Raw genomic sequence first — 19,506 nt, forward strand, 5'->3', positions numbered from 1 at the left:
TGATACAGGGTGCTATCCGATCAAGACTCCAAGCCGATGTATGAGAAAATCTTCGAAATCCTGGTTCAAGATATTAGAAACGGCAAGTACCGGAGAGGACAGCGGATCCCTTCGGAGATGGAGCTGGCCGAGAAATATAACGTGAGCCGGATCACGAGCCGGAAGTCGCTGGAGATGATTGCAAGCCAGGGACTAATTGCCCGCAAGCCCGGTAAGGGGTCTTTCGTCGTCGATGCCATGGAGCAGACACCTGATGATCAAGCCTCCTCATACATGCCGGTTAGGCGTACCGATGTGCCCGTGCTGGGGTTGATCATGACGGATTTCGGCGAGAGCTATGGGATCGATCTTCTTCGCGGGATAGAGAGCGCCGCCGAACAGCACGGCGTCTTCCTGCTGCTGCGGCGTTCTTTCGGCAAGCCGGAGCGGGAAGAAAGGGCGATTCGGGAATTTACGGAACTAGGAGCGAACGGATTTATTATTTTTCCTGGCCACGGCCGATATATCAACACGGAAATTCTGAAGCTGGTGATTAACAAAATCCCGCTAGTATTGATCGACCGTTATCTGAAAGGGGTGGAGGCTGCATCGGTCAGCACGGATCATGCGGCCGCCGCCAGAGAGGGGGCGAAGCACCTGCTGGAATGGGGGCATCGAAGGATCGGCCTGCTTTCCCCGCCGCCCGTCGACACTTCGGCAACGGAGGAACGGATGGAAGGGTTCGTTCAGGCCCATGCGGAGCAAGGAGTCGCCATCGAGAAGAACTATTGGCTGAATGATATTACATCTACGCTTCCGGGTTCTTTTACCAAGGAAAATATAGAGCGGGATATCGACAAAATAAAAAACCATCTTCAGCAGCATCCGGACATGACGGCCATATTTGCAACGGAGTACAATATTGCTTTATTGGCCAAAGCGGCCATCGGGCAACTGGGCTTGACCGTACCCGGGGATATTTCCGTCGTATGCTTCGACTGCCCTCCTTCCAACCCGGGCGGCGGCTATTGGTTCACCCACTTGCTTCAGCAGCAGGAAGAGATGGGAAGGCGGGCGGTAGAAACGGTTTTAAAGCTCCGGAAGGGAGAGCCGGTCGATATGACCGTTCGGCTGGCGGCCAGGCTGGTGCAGGGAGAATCAACGGCCGCAGCGAATAAAAAATAGTTCATTCCCGGTTATTTATGCAATTGATATAACATATATTGTATTGATATTGATATGCCGGAAAGCCGTCATTCCCGTAGTTCGGCTTCTGCCGGCCGGAGCGCCCGCGGTTCATCCCATCGGTCATCCCTTGCTGCTTTTCATCGTTTATTTTCACCGCTTTCTTTTCACAATCCTGGTTATGACGAATGGCGCACACTTCGCCGCTCCGAACCAAGGTAAGTAAAAAGAAAAACAGTATGCGCTTTCATCATTAAGGGCGTTCGATTTTGTCATCGGAGCCGCTTCTGCAGCTTGCTGGCGGCCGCTTATTCCTCGGCGATGATTTAACAATGAAGTGGGAGGATGTGAACATGAAGACGATGAGAAGGCTTGGGATGGTAATTATGTTGCTGATGGCCGTGGTATTATTAGGGGCCTGTACCGGAACGGAACCGGTTAACGAGGGGCAGCCTGACCGGAAGCAGGAACCGACGCAGACGGACGGGGCAAGGGCGGCGGAACAGGAACAGCAGGAGCCGGTCACCTTGAAAGTAGCTACCTTATGGCCGGAGGACATGTTTAACGAGAGGATCAAAAAGATCGTCGAGGAGAAATACCCTTATATGACTATGGAATTGCTGCACGTGAACAACTTTGACCGTAGCAAGCTGGAGGAGTTGTTCAGCCTGGGAGAAACACCGGATATTTTCTTTACCCTGTCACAAGATGTTATGGAGTATCTGGAGCTGGACTTTGACCTGACGGAACCGCTGGCCGAGAATGGATATGATTTGAGCCACATTCAACCGACGCTGCTGGATACGATCCGGGCACGCGATAAACAAGGCAGGCTGTTGGGGCTGCCCTATGAAACCTCTTACTATGTGTTGATGTATAACAAGGATATTTTTGATCAATTTGGAGAGCCCTATCCTTCGGATGACCTGACCTGGGACGATGCCGTCCGGTTGGCGCAGCGATTAACCAAGACGGAGAACGGGGTTCAGTATCGCGGCCTTGATTTTCGTGACCGGGATGTGCCTCTCTGGCAATTTTCCGTCAATGCGACCGATCCGGACACCGGCGAGGTTCTAATTCTGGAACGGCCGGAGTATCGCCGTTTTCTCGAGCTTTACAAGAAAATTATCGATATCCCCGGGAACTATGACGAAACCTTCTTTAATGCCAACGACCGGTTTACAGGAGACCGGACCACCGCGATGCTGATCACGAATGCCCAAGGACTGAATTGGTGGGGAAATGCCGAAGGGCTCAACTTCGATGTGGCCTCACTGCCGACGTGGCCGGATCAACCGGGCATTACCCATCGTTTGGATTTTCACTCCTTCCATGTCAATCCTAACAGCAAGCATATAGAAGAAGCGCTGCGTGTCATTTATTATTTGACAACCCCCGAGGTTCAGGAGTGGACGGCCCGCAACGGAATCGGTCCCATTACTCAGGATACCTCCGTTCAGGAGAAGTTTTTCTATGACAACGAAAGTACCCATGGAAAGAATATAACGGCTATTTTTAAGCATAAGCCTGCCCCTGTTCCTGAGCGAATCAGCTTATGGGACCGGTTTGTAGAGTTGGATGTCGGGAAATTTGCGGAGTCCGGCATGGATGCCTCCGAATTCTTGCGTGTAGTTAAAGAGGAAGCTGAAATCCGGATTAAAGAAGAAAGAAGCAAATCGGAGTAGGAAGAGTAGCCGCTTGCCCACCGGCAGAATGGGCCGCAGGAGGGATTGCATGCGGAGGAGGAGCGGGATATTAATTGGCCTGTGCGCGTTACTCATCTTCATTGGGGGAGGGAATTTGTTTATGGCGGAAAAGAAAAAGGAAGAGGAAACGATGCAGGAATCTGTATGGGCCTCGAGGGCAGAGCAGGCACACAAGGCATTGGATTCATCCTACTGGAACCGGCAGACCGGATTGTATGACACCCAATTTCCCTGTCACGATTGTAATCGGCAGTTCCATTATTGGTGGCAGGCTCATGCGATCGATGCTCTTGTGGACGGATATGAAAGAGCAGGAGATGCTGCATATTTGCGCCAGGCGGATGAACTATTCGGAGGGGTCATTCGGAAGAGGGGCGGGATAACGATCGATTATTATGACGACATGCTGTGGATGGCGCTGGCCCTGCTCCGGCTTTATGACCATACCGAAGAAGAAAAATACAAGAATGCCGTACAAATCTTGTGGAAGGACATTCAAGGCGGCTGGAATGAAGAGATGGGAGGAGGCTTTGCATGGCGCAAATCGCAGCCGGACTATAAAAATACTCCGTCCAACGCCCCGGCCGTCATTCTGGCCGCCCGATTATACCAGAGGTGGGGGCAGGAAGAGGATCTGAACCGGGCCAATCAAACGTATGATTGGCTGCGGAGCCATATGGTAGATCCGCAGACAGGCATTGTCTGGGATGGCATGAATCGCACCGGGGATGGGAGAATCGACAAGGATTGGATCTTCTCCTATAACCAAGGGACCTATATAGGCGCCTCGGTAGAGCTGTACCGGATCACTAAGGAGCGAAGCTTTCTGGATTCGGCCATACGAACGGCAGAGGAGGCCATGCGAAGATTAACGGACTCTTCTTCCATGCTCTTGCGCGATGAGGGAACCGGGGACGGAGGGTTGTTTAAAGGGATTTTTATTCGTTATTTGGCGGAATTGGCAGCAGCCGATCCTGCGCAGGAAGCGTTGACGCCGTTCATCTTGCATCATGCGGAACAGGCGTGGGAGCATGCGCAAGAGGGGGAGCGTATCTTATTCGGGACCTATTGGGGACTTCCACCTGTCTTACCGCTGGATCTCAGTGCCCAGTTAAGCGGCGTCATGCTCTTGGAGAAAGCGGCTGCTATTCAATCAGAGTAAGGCAGTTTACCCGTTGGAACTATTGGGTAAAGACACCGGTCAGGTGTCTTTTCTTCAAATATAAAGGACAAGTTTCACCTTATGTATTTCATCGGTAAACGCGCCTGTCCAAAGGACGGCGATAGCGGTTTAATGATATTTCATCGAGAAACGGTACCTTCTTGCACAACGACGGTGACGGCCGTTTCTTCTTCGGGTCCGGTATGGGCGAGCAGAGGCTAGACCTATCTGAATAGGAAGGTGAATGGATGATGGAGAAGGACAAGAAGCAGTGGCTTAACGATTATCTTTCCAAGCTGCGGATTGAATTGCTTCATGCGAAGCTTTCTGTTTGCGGACGTGATTGGAAGCGTTTTAATTATGCTCCGTCCTATAACAAGCTGTACTATATTTGCGACGGCGAAGGCTGGATTCAGTTCGGGAATGAGCAGTACACTCCCCGGCCGGGGGAACTGATGTTTATCCCGGGGGGAGTCCTGCAGTCGTTTTCCGTGACGGAAGGCACCCCTTATACGATGTATTGGTGCCATTTCCGATCGAATATCCAGTTTGTGCATTTATTTAATCTGTTCGACCTTCCGAAAGTCGTAAAGGCGGATCCCTCCGCAGGGCTGCAGCAGCATTTCCGGCAGTTATCCGATCATCGTGCCAACGGCGGTCCGGCCACTACCCTCAAAATATACTCCGCACTGTTTGCAATCATCGCGTATTTTATCGATCAAGCTTATGAGGAGAAGGACGATACCCCTCAGATGATGTCCGTTCGAAAGCTGCTGGATACGATTCACTATATCGATACCCATTTGACTCAGGAACTGACGATAGAAGAATTGGCACAGACCGCCCACTTCCACCCCAACTATTTTATTCGGTTTTTCAAGAAGCATTTGGGGATGCCGCCGAAGCGCTACATTTATGAAAGAAGGCTGGAGGAAGCGAAGCATTTGCTGGCCTTTACCGACCTTGCGGTGAATGAAGTCGCCTGCCGGGCGGGATTTAACGACGGCTCTTATTTTTCGGCGGCGTTCAAGAAGAGTGTCGGTTTCTCTCCCTCGGAATATAGAAACCGGGTGAGTATTGATGAGCGGACAAACCCGTAAGCCGGGTATGAACAAGTTAATTTAACAACAAAAAAGGTTAGGATAGCTAATTTATCCGTGCGGGAAAGCGCCATACAATGGAGGAGAAGAAAGACGGCACTCAGTTTGGACGGGGAAAGGAGGACGATTCATAACGGTTTGGAAAAACCGTTGAACGGAGATACATTACCGAAAGAGGAGAGGTGGGATCTTATGAAAGACAAGCTGTTGTTAAAGGGTCTGGTTCTGTTTACGGCATTGTGCGCTATTTTTGTGGTTAGCGGTCCAGGCGAATCCGCCCTGGCGAAGGATCATGCGGCGGTTCGTTTCTTTGTAGCCAAGGATGGAAAAGACGCCAACGATGGCTCTATCGGTCATCCGTTTGCGACTCTGGAGAAAGCTCGGGATGCGGTTCGCGCTTTGAAGAGCGGGGAGGGACTCCCTGCAGGAGGGGTTGAAATTGTTATCCGGGAGGGGGTCTATCGTTTCACGCATACCTTCCAATTGGATGAGCGCGATTCGGGAGCTTCGGGAGCGCCGATCGTATACAAAGCGTATGAAGGAGAGAAGGTGATCTTCACCGGAGGGGATACCCTGGATGCGGCCCGGTTCAAGCCGGTAACGGATGCGGCTGTGTTGGAGCGAATTCCGCAAGGAGCGAGAGAGCATGTCCTTCAGTTGGACCTACAGTCTATCGGTATAACCGATTATGGTGTACTGGGGAACAATCTGGATGTGGCTCCGGAACTGTTTATTAACGGAAATGTGATGGGACTGGCCCGCTGGCCCAACCATGGATTTACCCAAGTAGATCAGGTGCTGGTTAAACCGGATGAAGCTAACCCGGGCTATACGTTTACCTATAAAGATCAAATTCCTAATCCATGGATTAATAATAGTGACGTATGGATGCTCGGTTATTGGGGAAATGACTGGTTCGCCAATGACCTGCATATCAAATCGATAGATTTCGAGCGGAAGACGATTGAAACCGATAACACCTCGAGCTATGCCATGAAAGCAGACCAGCGGTTTTATTTTTATAATATTTTGGAACTGCTGGACGCGCCCGGAGAATGGTATCTGGACAGGGAAACGGGCATTTTGTATCTTTATCCGCCCACCCCGCTGGGAGAAGGGAAAGTTCAGCTCTCGCTTATGAAAGACAGTTTAATTCGGATGGACCAAACGTCGAATATCGTCTTTAGCGGACTGAATATGGAAGTGAGCCGTGGCAACGGCATTGAGATCACCGGAGGAGAAAACAATCGTATCGAATATAGCGAAATCAGCAAAATGGGCGGGTACGCCGTCAGAGTTTATGGAGGAAAGAATAACGGCGTATATGGCAGCTTGATTTACAGCATGGGGAACGGCGGAATCCGCTTGGACGGGGGCGATTTCGAGACGTTGACGCCTGCTGAGAATTATGCGGTCAACAATGACATCTCGAATTATTCGCGAATCAAGCTGACGTATACCCCTGCCGTAGAGTTGAACGGCGTCGGCAATCGTGTGGCTTATAACAACCTGCATAATGCCCCTCACTTTGCGATTCAATTCCGGGGCAACGACCATGTCATCGAATATAATGATATCTTTGATGTGGTCAAAGAAACGGCCGATGCGTCCGCCATCTATTCCGGCAGAAGCTTCGTATGGCGGGGCAACATCATTCGCTATAATTATTTTCACGACATGGTGGCCAGCCAATTGCGGGTTTCCACGGCAGCCATTTATCTCGATGATTACATGAGCGGCGTGGAGATGCGCGGTAACGTGTTTCATAATATCGGCAAGCAGGCCTTCAAGCTGGCTAACGGACGGGAGAACGTAGTGGAAAACAATATCGTTCTCGACAGCGGGACCTTCATTGCCTTCATGAACCGGGGCTATAAGCCGGGCGAGAAAAATTACGAATCCTTAATGAGCAAATTCAATCAGGTTCCTTACCAAGGGGAAATCTGGAGCGCGAGATATCCGACCCTTCCCAATATATTGGAGGACGATCCTCTGCTTCCCAAGCGAAATGTCGTCCGCAACAATGTATATGTGAATACGGGTGATATCACCGGCGACAGCCGGAATATGGAGATGGGAACGTTCGAGAATAATATCGCCTATGCGGATAAAGAAGGACTGGGCTTTGTGGATCCGGCTAACGGTAATTTCGGATTGCGGGACGATTCTCCGATCTATGCACAGTTACCGGAATTCGAGAAGATCCCGTTTGACGAAATCGGGGTGATTGGGGACGGTCTGCCTCCCGCCCACGCGGAAATAAGCACCCCCTTTGTGGAGTACCCGCAAAATAACGGTGATCAGACCATCCGCATGAGACTTTACGGGCACAATCTCGTTTCGATAGCTAACGGAACGCATAAGCTGACCGAAGGGCGGGATTATATCGTAAGCGGAGAGACGGCTGTGCTGACGAAAGCTTACTTGAGTTCTCTGCCTGTCGGGGAATATGCGTTGAAATTCTCCTACTCTCAAGGCAATGATGCTTTCCTGAGCCTCAGTGTCATGCCGCCGAAGAAGGCGGAGCTGGAAGTATCGGCCATTATCTATCCCCGGAATTCGGGAGACCGTGTGATTCCAATGAAGTTAAACGGAAATACACTTATCGCTATTCAAGGAGAGAATGGTGAATTAACCGAAGGGATCGATTACATCGACAATGGCCCGGCGGTGACCTTAAAGCAGGAATACTTGGCGTCGCTTCCGCTCGGCCTGCATACGCTCACTTTTGAATTCAGCTCCGGCAGCGTTGAACTGACTGTGGAAATCCGCAATGAGAATCTTGCAGCGAACCGAAGCTATTTTGCCTCTTCTGTGTGGAACGAAAGTTATGGGGCAGCGAAGGCATTCGATTCGAATGCCGGTTCCCGCTGGTCGGCAGGGCGAGGGGAAACCGCCGATCAATTTCTGGGCATAGACTTCGGGGAAGACGTGACTTATAACATGGTCATCATTAAGGAGATCGATTATCCTCGGGTTAATTCCTATGTGCTGCAGTATTCCGAGGACGGCATCAATTATATCGATATTCCCGGCACCGAGGGGACCACCATCGGCCAGAGCAAGACGATCGAATTCGCCCCGGTGACTTCGTCCTATTTCAGACTGTGGATGAATTCTACCACGGAGAAAGAGCCGACGATTAATGAAATAGAAATCTATCATTCGGTACAGCCGCCCGAGCCGGAAATATTGGAAGCTTCGGTCGAGATCCATCCGCGCACTTTGAACCTGAAAAGCCAGGGAGGGGCGAATTCCATGACGGTGTACGTAGAATTGCCGTCTTCCCATGAAGTGTCCATGATTGATCCGTCCTCTGTCAGTCTGAACATAGGAGGAGTCAGCATCGCGGCGCAAGCCCACCCAATTGAAATTGGAGACAGGGACCGGAATGGAGTCCGGGATCTGATGCTCAAGTTCGACCGGCAGAAAGTGATCGCCACGCTGGGAGAGACAGAAGGGGAAGCGGAGATGGTGCTGAACGGTCAACTGCAGGACGGCACACGCTTTACAGGCCGTGATACGATCCGGGTTAAGAAATGAATAATCGAAACGGACTCTCGCTTGGCGGGGGTCCGTTTTTTTCTCCTTAAAGAACTTAAAGATACCTATGTGGTAATCCAGGTATTAGAGATTGCTTTTTCATGCCAATAAGATAGCTTCGGAAATTAAAAGCCTGCAATTCTGCATGCTTTTGGTCGGTTGACTCCGTGTCCAGTAACAAGCCTGCAAAAATACATCTTTTTTCTTGTTCCAGGGGTGAGCGGGTGATTTGAGACCGAAATGGATGTATTATCGCAGGAATTCGTATCCGATGGATCGATAAGCCCGCGTTATGGCCCGAAGCTTATCGGCAACCTAACAGAGTCGTGTGTTCCAATTACGACCCTCCCTCAGCTATACTTCGAGGGCTTCCGCCTTGTGCACATCGCCCATAGACTCGTCATAAACTAAACCTACAGAAAACTCAACGGAGGGGTGAATCCGATGTACGGTTATGCTAACGGTTTAGTCTACAGGCGACCGGAGCCCGATCCGACCGCTGCCATGCGGATATTGGATCAGAAGGTTGGGGACGTCAACGGGGATCATGTGCCCGATAGAATATTTTTGGCGGGCAGCAAAAGCCCGGATAGTCCGTTTATCCAGCATATTACGCTACTCATTCAAGACGGGAGGACAGGAAGAAGCCGTCCCATTCCGCTCCAACAGAACGCAGGGTATAACCCTACCCTGGCATTGGCCGATTTTACCGGGGATGGTGTGGAAGATATATTGATCCGCATTGATTCGGGAGGATCCGGCGCTTTTACCTACGACTATGTGTTTTCTTATGTTAATAATCAGCCCCGCAAATTATTTGATGCCATGGAATACAATGAGCAGTACAAATATGACGTTCAATATCTGGATGGTTACAAGGCGCAAGTGAGGAGCCTGATTCCGCAGCGTACGTACATTATCGATTTGACCTACAAAGGTCGAGAATATTTGTCCGAAATTTACGATGCCAATGGAAAATTGAAAGAGCCCATCCGAGGGGATGTCAATCCGCTAAGCGGGCTCTATCCGGCAGATATGGAGCGCGACGGGCAATACGAGCTGATGGCCCTGCAGCGTATTACGGGCAGATATAACGCCGACGGCCTGGGCTATGTTATGAATATATTGAAATGGAACGGCAGCCGATTCATTCCTTACCAGCAGTGGGTTTGGATAACGGGGAAGGACTAGAATAGAAGGACGCCTTGGAGGTGTTTTTCTAAAATATAAGAAAGCGAAAGTTTCACCTTATACCTGCTCTTATATTTCATCGGTAAACGGCCTGTCCCAAGGACGGCGATAGCCGTTTATCCTTGCACATAGGAATCTTTATAGTGTTAATGTGGCGAAGAACGAAGACTCCTATTGGCATTTGTAGGGGGTAGGGGATTTATAGGGCTCCGATAGGAGTCTTTTTTATATCTTTTATGGGGCTAAAATCCCGATTTTTCCCGGGTTGCGGAAATTTTAAATTTTTCCCGGGAGGGATGTGCTATAGTTTTCTAGGAGGGAGTTTGACATTCTGGTAAAGCGAGGTATAGAGATTTGAAAAATAACCAGTATTCGGGCTTTCTGAATGTTTCTTTCGATTACGGTCTATTTGAAAATCACTTAGACGCTATTTATGTCACGGGCCTCCAAGGCGACATTATTTATGCCAATCCGGCTGCATCCGACCTGTTCTGTTGTCCGAAAGATGAGCTCATGTGCCGCAGCTACAGGGAAGTTATGGTGTCCGGGGAAATGGAAGCCTTTCATTATTACTTTCAAAAAGCAGCTGAAGGGGAAACTAATCAGTTTGAACTGGCTATGAGCGGCAGCGATAGGAACCGTTTAATTCTCCAGGTGATGATGGTACCTAATGAAATAGAGGGTCGGGTAGTTAGTATTGCGGTATACATGAGGGATATTACAGACCGCAAGCTTCTGGAGGAAAGACTGGAGCGCATGGCTCTAGAGCGGACGTTCTCCAACGAGTTAAGCAAAGTGGAGCATTTGCAAACGGTCAGCCAGTTGGCGGCCAGCATTTCCCATGAAGTCCGAAACCCGCTTACGGTGACCAGAGGATTCATTCAATTACTGCGGGATACGGTAGTCAGTGAAGAAAAGAAAAAGCAATATATCAATATAAGCTTGGCCGAATTGGACCGTGCGGAGCATATTATTACGGACTATCTTAATTTCGCCAAGCCTTCTATGCAAAATGCAGAGCTGTTGGAGTTAAACCGCGAGCTGGAATACATTGTCCAAGTTATCCAGCCTTATGCCAGTATGGGGAATATTGGTGTACATACGATCAAAAACGATGAAAAAGACATCTATATTTTAGGGCAAGGGAAGAAGTTCCATCAGTCGCTTATTAATATTATCAAAAATGGAATCGAAGCCATGGAGCAGGGTGGAGATCTTACGATTCGTTTAACGGAGAAGGATGACAAAGCGGTCATCATTATTCAGGATACCGGGAAGGGGATGAGTGCCGAACAAATCCGCATGCTGGGAACCCCTTTCTACACGACCAAAGAACAGGGCACCGGGCTCGGCATGATGGTTTCCTTCAGCATTATTAAAGCTATGGAGGGAGAATGCGAGGTTGAGAGCACACCCGGTAGAGGGACTTGCTTCACGATAACCTTTCCCGCTATCCCGTTTCCCCAAGCTGATAGCGCTTTAACTTAACGTACAAGGCCCCCGATCATCGAGGGCCCGCGAAGATTTAATGGATAAGTCCCACAAGAGTGGTAATTGACTTACTTTGGTGCGGTTTAGGCGGCTGCAATAGGTTCCGGTCTATCAAATGCTTTAAGATATATGGAATCAGTTGGCCGTCGAAGGCGTTTATTTTGCTCATATAATCGACCTGGGGGGCAATATGTTTAGGTTTATTGCGCATCGTAATTTCGTACATCTTTTCATGGATCCGACTTACTATAGGCCTGTATTCCTTGGACAAATCAGGAATAACCTTCCGCAAGCGGGCGATGATGTCCGGATGGTCGATCCATACCGCATTGAAAGAATAGCCTCTATCCTGTTTTAAGACATATTGCTTGGCCAGAAGTAGTGCCAGCTGCTCGTTAGATGCTGTCTCATCCCGCAGGTCCCCCTTCCAGAAAGCATGGCAGAGCTCGGCGTCTTGAAAATGCAGATGCTTCCAGCCCGGCCTATTACTCCAGTAAGAATCTAGTTGCCATAGGGCTAGCTCTCCTCCCCCGTTTCTTATCATAGGTCCGCAGATCTCATAGTGACGCAGGTCGAAAGGCAGCTCCTCCCGGCTCCAATCTTGTGGAGCTATTGTTGCTGTCGCAATATACCGGCCTCCATCCTTCCGGAGCGGAATCTCCTCCTGCTTCAGCTCGAAGGCTTTGGCTGCGGCTCCTTGTTCTCCAATGTTTTTGGGCAGCAGGGTCCACAGCAGAAAGTTATAGTCCTTGTCCGGATAGTAAATTCCGGTTTCCTCTACGGAACGGCGGACATCCATCAAAGCCTGGAAATGAAGATCAGCAACTTCGGCTGCACACTCCTTGTACAAACTATAGGTTTCTTCTAGCTGCTCCCGCGTCGTATTCCATAGAATCATGTTGGTTTGAAACTTGCCGGGACTAACCTCGGTCAGGAAATCATATTCCGCAAGGTATCTGACTTCATCCTCGATGAAAGGGGGCGGAGTCCCCAGCTCGTCGGCCAGTTCGTGTACAGTTACGGGCTTGTGATAAGCGGCGTAGACGATGTTCTGCGAAATGGCGCTTCGGAGGAACTTTCCGGTTTCTCCATCGGGTCCGGGCTGTCCGGTATGCCCCGTTCCGGTGAAACTAATGGGGTTAAAGCTGAGCTCACCTTTGACACGCATAAGATTCATTCCTTTCTTCAATTCTCTTCTGGCCTCATGAAGATGCCATTTTACCGTTCCGACAGGAAGGTTCAAGGCGGCGGCTATTTCTCTTTGCTTTAAACCATCGTAATAATGCATTACGAGTACTCGGCGCTGAAGCTCGGATAGGTAAGCGATCTCCCGCCGCAATTGGTCGAAGGCCTCGTGATGGACCAATTGATCCAGAGGTTCGGCGGTGCCGTCAGCCAGAAATTCGGGAAGACCATTGCTTACGATGGAGTGCTTCCCCTTATGCTTCAGCCAGTTAATCCAAGTGTAGCGGGCAACTGTCCAAACATAGGCTTCCAGATGATTAACCGATGTTCCCGAGGCCAGTGTCTTCAATAATTGCAGAAAGATTTCTTGAGTCAAATCTTCAGCCGTTTGGCGGTTTCCCGTCCGGTTCAGCGCATAGCCAAATACGGGCTTGACATAATCTTGCAAGCGTTCACTCCATGTTTGCTCAAGCATGAAATCCTCTCCCTTAAGCTTCCTGTCATCCATAAAGTGGGCGTAATAAACAAAAGGTTGGAAAGAAGTTTAGAAAAAATTTTTGAAAAATAACCATATATTGTTCAGTTATTGTTCAGTTTGATATGTTTTAATGCAAATCGTGGAACTCTCCTCTACATGCATTAGAATTAGAATGGCTGTACACTTGCGCATTTCATGATTAACTACATAATGTTCCATGTCAATAGCAAACCATTCGAAAGGATGGGACGCAAAGTCTGAGTCTAACGTACCTAAGGTACTATGATCGTTCGACTGCCATGAATTTATTAAATTCTGGCAGTCATAGATCAAGAATGAAATTTTGTTCAGATTTTGTTCAGAATGGCGTGGTAAACCAAGGAAGGCCAAACCTATACGTATAATTTACTTAATTCCCAAGAAATAGAGTGGTTCCCACTGCAATTAGGCAATGGCACCTATAATATTTCGATGATGGAGAATATATCCGGGAATAAATATAAGACAATTCAATCGGCTTCCGTTCAATTAGAAGTGGAAGATTCGAAGATCATCTACCTGAATTCTATCCAAAATGTTTTTTGGAAGGAAGCGGAACTTGCGGTTAAGAAGGCAGAAGAATTAACGCGGAATCTTAAGACCGATGAAGAGAAAGTAATAGCTTCCTCGCTACTCTGGGTGGGGTAAATAGACAGCGATTTTATATGGAGAGGCGGGCATGATAAGCTGGTTAGCAACGCGAATTCCTTACCCTTCGCGGCTTTCGCGAGTACTCATGCCCGCAGAGGCTCCATGTCAAATCGCTCTATTATGCCTCTCAAACGTAGTTTTTCCCATGTAGTATAGCGAAGAGCCAAGTAATAGCAATCTATGACTATATAATTAATAATGTTAGCTATGATCACGAATTGGCTGGCCAGATTACGGCCGGTTACATCCCGGATATTGATGATACCCTACAACGGGTAAAGCCATCTGTTACGGTTACTCTTCTCTATTTGCGGCTATGCTGCGAAGTGTGGGGATCCCTGCCAAATTGGTTATGGGTCATTCGCAGTACGTAACAGAATATCACGCTTGGAATGAAGTTTATTTAAATAACGAATGGGTGACTATTGATACTACAATAGATTCGGGTAAGAGCAATGCGGCAGCGGTTTATAAAAATTCGGACAAGTATGAAGCCATGAGAGTGTACTAGGTTTCCGGCATATCGACTAAATTTTATAACCATTTCATTAATAACCAGCTGAATGTTCCAGCGGGTTATTTTATTTTGTTCAGTTTTTGTTCAGAGGACCTTGATACTATATGTCGATATATTACCGGATTGGGAAAGGAGCGGATATTGGAAGCTACCTTTATCTTAAAGAGTGGGAAGGTGAGACAAAATAACTAAAAATAAATGGATAAGCGGGGCAATTTTACTGCTTTTTATGGCGGGAATCGTGCTTATTCTCTATCCGTGGTGGGACCGGCATATTCAAGAGAAGAAACAATTGGAAATGTTGGCTCAGTGGGATCTGCTGCAAGAGAAATCTTCTGAACCCTTATCCTCAGAGCCTGTATCCAAGCCCCCTGTGGACTCCTCTCAGGAGGGCGGGGTGGGAACGATCACTATCGACGGCCATGCTGTTCTCGGTACCATCACCATCGATAAGATTGATCTGCGCGAAACCGTACTGGAAGGTACGGATAAAAAGACCTTGAAAGCAGGGATAGGAACTATCGAAACGGACCGTCATCTAGGACAACCCGGCAATTTCGCGTTAGCTGGTCACCGCAGCTGGACTTACGGTAAACAATTCAGCCGTCTGGATGAGATGGAGGAAGGCGACCAGATTGTCATTGAGACCCAGAAGGACTCGTATGTCTACTCCGTCGCATCGAAGTTCCTTGTGGAGCCGGATGATTTATCCGTGTTGGATCATAATGCGGATCTAGAGGAGGTGACCCTCGTTACTTGCGAGCCGGCGTATAACCCAACTCACCGGCTTATTGTCAAGGCTGTGAGGATAGATTAGTTCGTTATAGGGCCGGGGAACAGAATTTTCCCGTCAGTTTTTAAGAGGAAGGAATACTTTATTAACCGGAAGACCACATCTTAGTAAGGCACAGCTTCATGACTGGGATGGGGTGAATTTCAGCAATTTTTTTCGAAGGAGAAAGTACATACAACCATCCAATGGAGGAAAGATATGAAGAGGAAAGGGAATATTCTGGCCATAGCATTTTTGTTGATTATACAAAATTTTTTCTTTGCAATATCCGGACTGGCCAATCCAATAGTACCGCTTCAGGGAACTGGGAGCACAGTGACGAATGCGGTTTACTTCAGTGATGTGAAAATAACTGAAGACGATGAAGAAACGGTCATCAATGCAGTATACAATCCGGATAGTCGGATCGTCCCGGGTTCAGTTGTTGTTCTGCATTATGGTTGGGGGCTTCCAGATGATCATGGATTACAAGGTGGGGAAATCTATCAATTTGAGCTTCCATCAGACTTTGAGCTTTACAACGACATTCCAGATACTCCTTTATCCACTGATCTGGGGAGTGTAGGAACGTTCTCTGTTGATAAAAGCACAAATATTGTTACTATGAAGTTTAACCAAAATGTAGATCGTTCCAATGTCGGCGGAAAAATCATGATTTGGAGCGCTATTAGGGAAGACCTGGTGGGAGAAACGATCAATAGAGAAATTCATTTTCCCCTTGTAGGCGACGGTAAGATCATACCTATTAACCTGCAGCCCAAGGGAGGGTCGGCCATTCAAAAAGCGGGAACCCCGGATAAAGAATATAATGGGCAGGAATTGTATTGGTCTATAGATATTAATACGAACCTGAAATCCCTCAAGGGGGCATCCGTCAGTGATCCTATTCAAACGGGCCAGACCTTGCAGACCGATTCCATAGAAGTATATCGTCTGAATGTGGATCCGCAGGGTAAAGTGACTGAGGGTTCGCTGATAGATCCAAGCGAGTACAATAATCTTTCCGACAGTAACGAAGTGAAGATTGAGTTTGGAGACATTGGTTCAGCTTATCAAATTCGGTATACAACAAAGGTTGCCGATCAGAATGACGGACCGATAACATTCAACAATAAAGCAACATTAACCAGCACTGAAAGTGGGGCTCAATCTGCGGAAGCCAGTATATCTGTACGGCGCGGAAAATTACTGGAAAAAGAGGCAGGGCATTATGATCCGATAACCCAAACGATTACCTGGACGATTAAATATAATTATGCCCAGAAGAGCATCCCGCCGGACAAAGCAATTCTCGAGGATACTTTTACAGTAAGTGATGGACTGAAGGAAGCATCCTTTAAAATAATGGACGGATCCTTTAAAGTAGAGAAAGTAACGATCGATCCGAAAACAGGCAAGGAGAGCGGCTTCGAAACCGTTACTGAATCCGTCTATTATAAAGTCGACACTGAAACTAAAGACAACGGCTTTACACTTCAATTCCTGAAAGACTTCGATTCCGCTTATAAGATTCAATATGAGACCAAAGCGGAAGGTCTTGTTATTAAAAACGGCCAAATAGATAATGTGGTTGAATTTGACGGCAAGGTAGGTTCAGATTCTCAATCTATTGAGCAAAGGGCTATTCGCAAGTTGCACGGCAACGTTAATTACAAAGAGAAGACTGTCGACTGGACCATTGTAATAAACGAAAATGGATACAAGATGAACGAAATCGTTGTTAGGGATGAGTTTACCAGTCGCGGGCTAGAGTTGCTTCCAGAAACCGCACGGATTAAAATCGGAAACTCCGAAACAAGTGCAGTGACGGATATCGTATATTTGGATGGCCATGATTCGTGGGATGCAGGTTTTGTGATCAATGATTTAAAGGATCAAGAAATTACTTCCAAAATTACTATAACCTACACCACGAAATTCAATTTTAGATCTTTAATAGACGGGAAAACATGGTTTGAAAACAAAGCAACCGTGTATTGGAAGGATGGAAACGAGAAGTATGAAGGATCTGTAACAAATAATTTCAACCCGGATCAATACACCCAAAACAACGGCTTTAAAAATGGTTCCTACAACGCCGAAGATAAAAAAATCACATGGGAAATTGGCGTGAATTACAACCTGGATAAGATTGAATCTGCTAGTGTAGAAGACTTTATGCCGAAGACTCCGGAGCAAAAGTTTGTAGAGGGGTCTCTTACAGTTCATCATATGGAACTTACAGGAGGACGGAATGGAGTCAAGAAGGGCGATAAAGTCGATAAGGGCGAGTATAAAGTAGAAGACATTACAGATGTCGATGGAAATCCAGGATTCAAAATTACGTTTGAGTCTATTAATACCCCCTACCTCATTACTTATGAAACCTCTCTTGAAGGGACGCTGATTGACGAGGAGTACAGCAATACAGCATGGCTTAAAGAAGGCGATAAACTATTAACCACTTTGCCAGCTAGAGTAGGGATTAATCATGGAACGGAATACACCTATAAAGAAGGTGAGCAGAAAGGCGCCAAGATAGAGTGGAAAGTTTTCATTAACCGCGGGCAATCCCAAATTCCGGCAGGAGCTAAAATCATTGACACGCTCAGTGTAAACCAGATCCTGCTTGAGGACACATTTAAGCTTTATGGAACAACGATTGCGGCAAATGGAGTAGTTTCGAAAGATGAGAGTAAAGTATTAGTGGAAGATCAAGACTATACTCTCGAATTCAATACGGATGCCGGGGGTCAAGAAACCTTTGAAATCATATTTATAGAAGATTTTAAGTCTGCCTATGTATTGGAATATCAGTCGTTTATTAACGCTAAGCATAATGACGTCGTTAAGAATGAAGTTGAATTCCAAGGAAACGGAATTGCCACTGATAAAATGACCTCAAGCAAGCCCATCCAAGTAAAACTGTCCGGTGGATCAGGTACAGGAAGCGGCGAGCTTGGCAGCCTTACGATCACCAAGGTCGATGCTGACAATTCATTCAAAACGTTGGAAGGCGCCGAATTCTCGCTTTACTTTGCTTCGAATGGTAAGCTTATTAGAACATTAACAACGGGAACAGACGGAAAAGTAAAGTTCGAGAATCTTTTGTTTGCGAAATACATCTTGAAAGAAGATAAAGCGCCAGAAGGATATATAATTGAAGTTGCTGAACAACCAATCGAAATTAAAGAAACGATTAAAGATGCTGAGCTTACAGTAAAAAATAAGAGCAAGGATTCTCCAGAACCAAGCCCAAGTCCGGAACCGACACCAAGTCCGGAACCGACACCAAGTCCGGAACCGACACCAAGTCCGGAACCGACACCAAGTCCGGAGCCGACACCAAGTCCGGAACCGACACCAAGTCCGGAGCCGACACCAAGTCCGGAGCCGACACCAAGTCCGGAACCGACACCAAGTCCGGAACCGACACCAAGTCCGGAGCCGACACCAAGTCCGAAGCCAACACCAAGTCCGGAACCGACACCAAGTCCGGAGCCGACACCAAGTCCGGAGCCGACACCAAGTCCGAAGCCAACACCAAGCCCGGAACCGACACCAAGTCCGGAGCCAACACCAAGTCCGAAACCGACACCAGGCTCAGACCCGGGTCCGGACCCTGAACCAAGTACAACACCGAGCCCAAGTCCGGTACCGGGACCAAGTGCGACACCAAGTCCAAGCTCGACACCAGAACCTGAAGAATATCCGATTATATCACCTGTTGAATCTGGTAATGAGGATAAGGATGACGATCCGACTGATAATAATCAAACGGATAATGATCAAGAACCGGAAGACAACCGGCCGGATGGGAATCTGCCCGACCAAGAAATAGCCGATCAAGAAAAATCGGATAACGAACAGAATGCTGACAATGCTTTGAGCCCGGAGGCTTATCGACCTACAGAGCAGGAGACAAGCGATAACCCTGAGAATAAGGAAGATTCCACCGGGAAAAATGGATTGCTGCCGCTGACAGGAGAAACGATGCCTATTACACCATGGGTAGGATTACTTCTTTGTGCCGCAGCCGTGGTGCTCTGGTTCAGACAAAGAGCTTCGAAACGCTAAGGGTTCACCAAAATCCGTTGCCTGAAATAAGGCAACGGATTTTTTTACGCAGTCGGCTGCTCATTCTCAATTTACGCAGATATCTATGGCTCAAAACCAGAATCAGTGCGTCGTCAGATAGGAAAACTAAATTAAGATGCAAATAGGTTTTCTTAATTGCTTATATCATCATAATCGGGCATGATTTAGGTTAATGTGGTTAATTAAATGTCGGACAGGGCGTTCCCTCCCAATAGAGGGCCGCCCTTTTTGAGGTGCGGTAGAAATATGATTTGGACTGGATTTAAAGCTTCGGAGGCACTTTCTTTCGGAACGGAAGGAAAGCTTTTTTAATGGAATGTTCGCACATTATCCTTCACTAGATTTAAAAGAGTGTCTTCTTTAATAGGTCGCAATTGGTTATAATTGCCTATAGCTGAATAATTCTTCG

11 protein-coding genes and 1 riboswitch are annotated in these 19,506 nt (G+C 47.8%); of the genes, 10 read left to right on the top strand and 1 reads right to left on the bottom strand.

The window, feature by feature from the left end:
• Positions 1-9: 9 nt before the first annotated feature.
• The 7 genes from ACTHRH_RS12345 to ACTHRH_RS12375 all read left to right on the top strand — a co-directional run bounded on the left by ACTHRH_RS12345 (position 10) and on the right by ACTHRH_RS12375 (position 11,354).
• Positions 10-1,164 carry a GntR family transcriptional regulator gene (locus tag ACTHRH_RS12345; protein WP_440415770.1) on the top strand — a complete coding sequence of 385 codons (1,155 nt, stop codon included), beginning with the start codon at positions 10-12 and terminating at the stop codon, positions 1,162-1,164.
• Between the two features lie 353 nt (positions 1,165-1,517).
• On the top strand, positions 1,518-2,849 hold the full coding sequence (locus tag ACTHRH_RS12350; protein ID WP_379288826.1) for an ABC transporter substrate-binding protein: 1,332 nt from the start codon (positions 1,518-1,520) through the stop codon (positions 2,847-2,849).
• Positions 2,850-2,970: 121 nt separating this feature from the next.
• Positions 2,971-4,032: a glycoside hydrolase family 76 protein gene (locus tag ACTHRH_RS12355; RefSeq protein WP_260982141.1), complete on the top strand. Its 1,062-nt coding sequence runs from the start codon at positions 2,971-2,973 to the stop codon at positions 4,030-4,032.
• Positions 4,033-4,280: 248 nt separating this feature from the next.
• Positions 4,281-5,132: a helix-turn-helix domain-containing protein gene (locus tag ACTHRH_RS12360; RefSeq protein WP_379288830.1), complete on the top strand. Its 852-nt coding sequence runs from the start codon at positions 4,281-4,283 to the stop codon at positions 5,130-5,132.
• Positions 5,133-5,324: 192 nt separating this feature from the next.
• On the top strand, positions 5,325-8,675 hold the full coding sequence (locus tag ACTHRH_RS12365) for a X2-like carbohydrate binding domain-containing protein (protein ID WP_440415773.1): 3,351 nt from the start codon (positions 5,325-5,327) through the stop codon (positions 8,673-8,675).
• Positions 8,676-9,119: 444 nt separating this feature from the next.
• A complete protein-coding gene (locus ACTHRH_RS12370; RefSeq protein WP_379288834.1) occupies positions 9,120-9,866 on the top strand; it encodes a VCBS repeat-containing protein in 747 nt (248 codons plus the stop codon).
• Positions 9,867-10,220: 354 nt separating this feature from the next.
• A complete protein-coding gene (locus ACTHRH_RS12375) occupies positions 10,221-11,354 on the top strand; it encodes an ATP-binding protein (protein WP_379288836.1) in 1,134 nt (377 codons plus the stop codon).
• A gap of 37 nt (positions 11,355-11,391) precedes the next feature.
• On the opposite strand, the gene ACTHRH_RS12380 is transcribed toward ACTHRH_RS12375, so the two are convergent.
• Positions 11,392-13,017, bottom strand: coding sequence for an RNA polymerase sigma factor (locus ACTHRH_RS12380; RefSeq protein WP_379288838.1), 1,626 nt, complete (start codon positions 13,015-13,017; stop codon positions 11,392-11,394).
• A gap of 218 nt (positions 13,018-13,235) precedes the next feature.
• Positions 13,236-13,322, top strand: a riboswitch (cyclic di-GMP riboswitch).
• Between the two features lie 671 nt (positions 13,323-13,993).
• On the opposite strand from ACTHRH_RS12380, the gene ACTHRH_RS12385 reads away from it, so the two are divergent.
• The 3 genes from ACTHRH_RS12385 (at position 13,994) to ACTHRH_RS12395 (ending at position 19,076) form a co-directional block, all read left to right on the top strand.
• The gene (locus ACTHRH_RS12385; RefSeq protein WP_440415824.1) at positions 13,994-14,221 is read left to right on the top strand and encodes a transglutaminase-like domain-containing protein; all 228 of its coding nucleotides are present in this window, start codon (positions 13,994-13,996) and stop codon (positions 14,219-14,221) included.
• 247 nt (positions 14,222-14,468) lie between these two features.
• Positions 14,469-15,044, top strand: coding sequence for a class D sortase (locus ACTHRH_RS12390; protein WP_379288840.1), 576 nt, complete (start codon positions 14,469-14,471; stop codon positions 15,042-15,044).
• 174 nt (positions 15,045-15,218) lie between these two features.
• The gene (locus ACTHRH_RS12395; RefSeq protein WP_440415776.1) at positions 15,219-19,076 is read left to right on the top strand and encodes a collagen binding domain-containing protein; all 3,858 of its coding nucleotides are present in this window, start codon (positions 15,219-15,221) and stop codon (positions 19,074-19,076) included.
• The last annotated feature ends 430 nt before the right edge of the window (positions 19,077-19,506 follow it).

The organism is Paenibacillus sp. SAFN-117, assembly GCF_051966115.1.
GTDB classification, from domain to species: domain Bacteria; phylum Bacillota; class Bacilli; order Paenibacillales; family NBRC-103111; genus Paenibacillus_L; species Paenibacillus_L residui.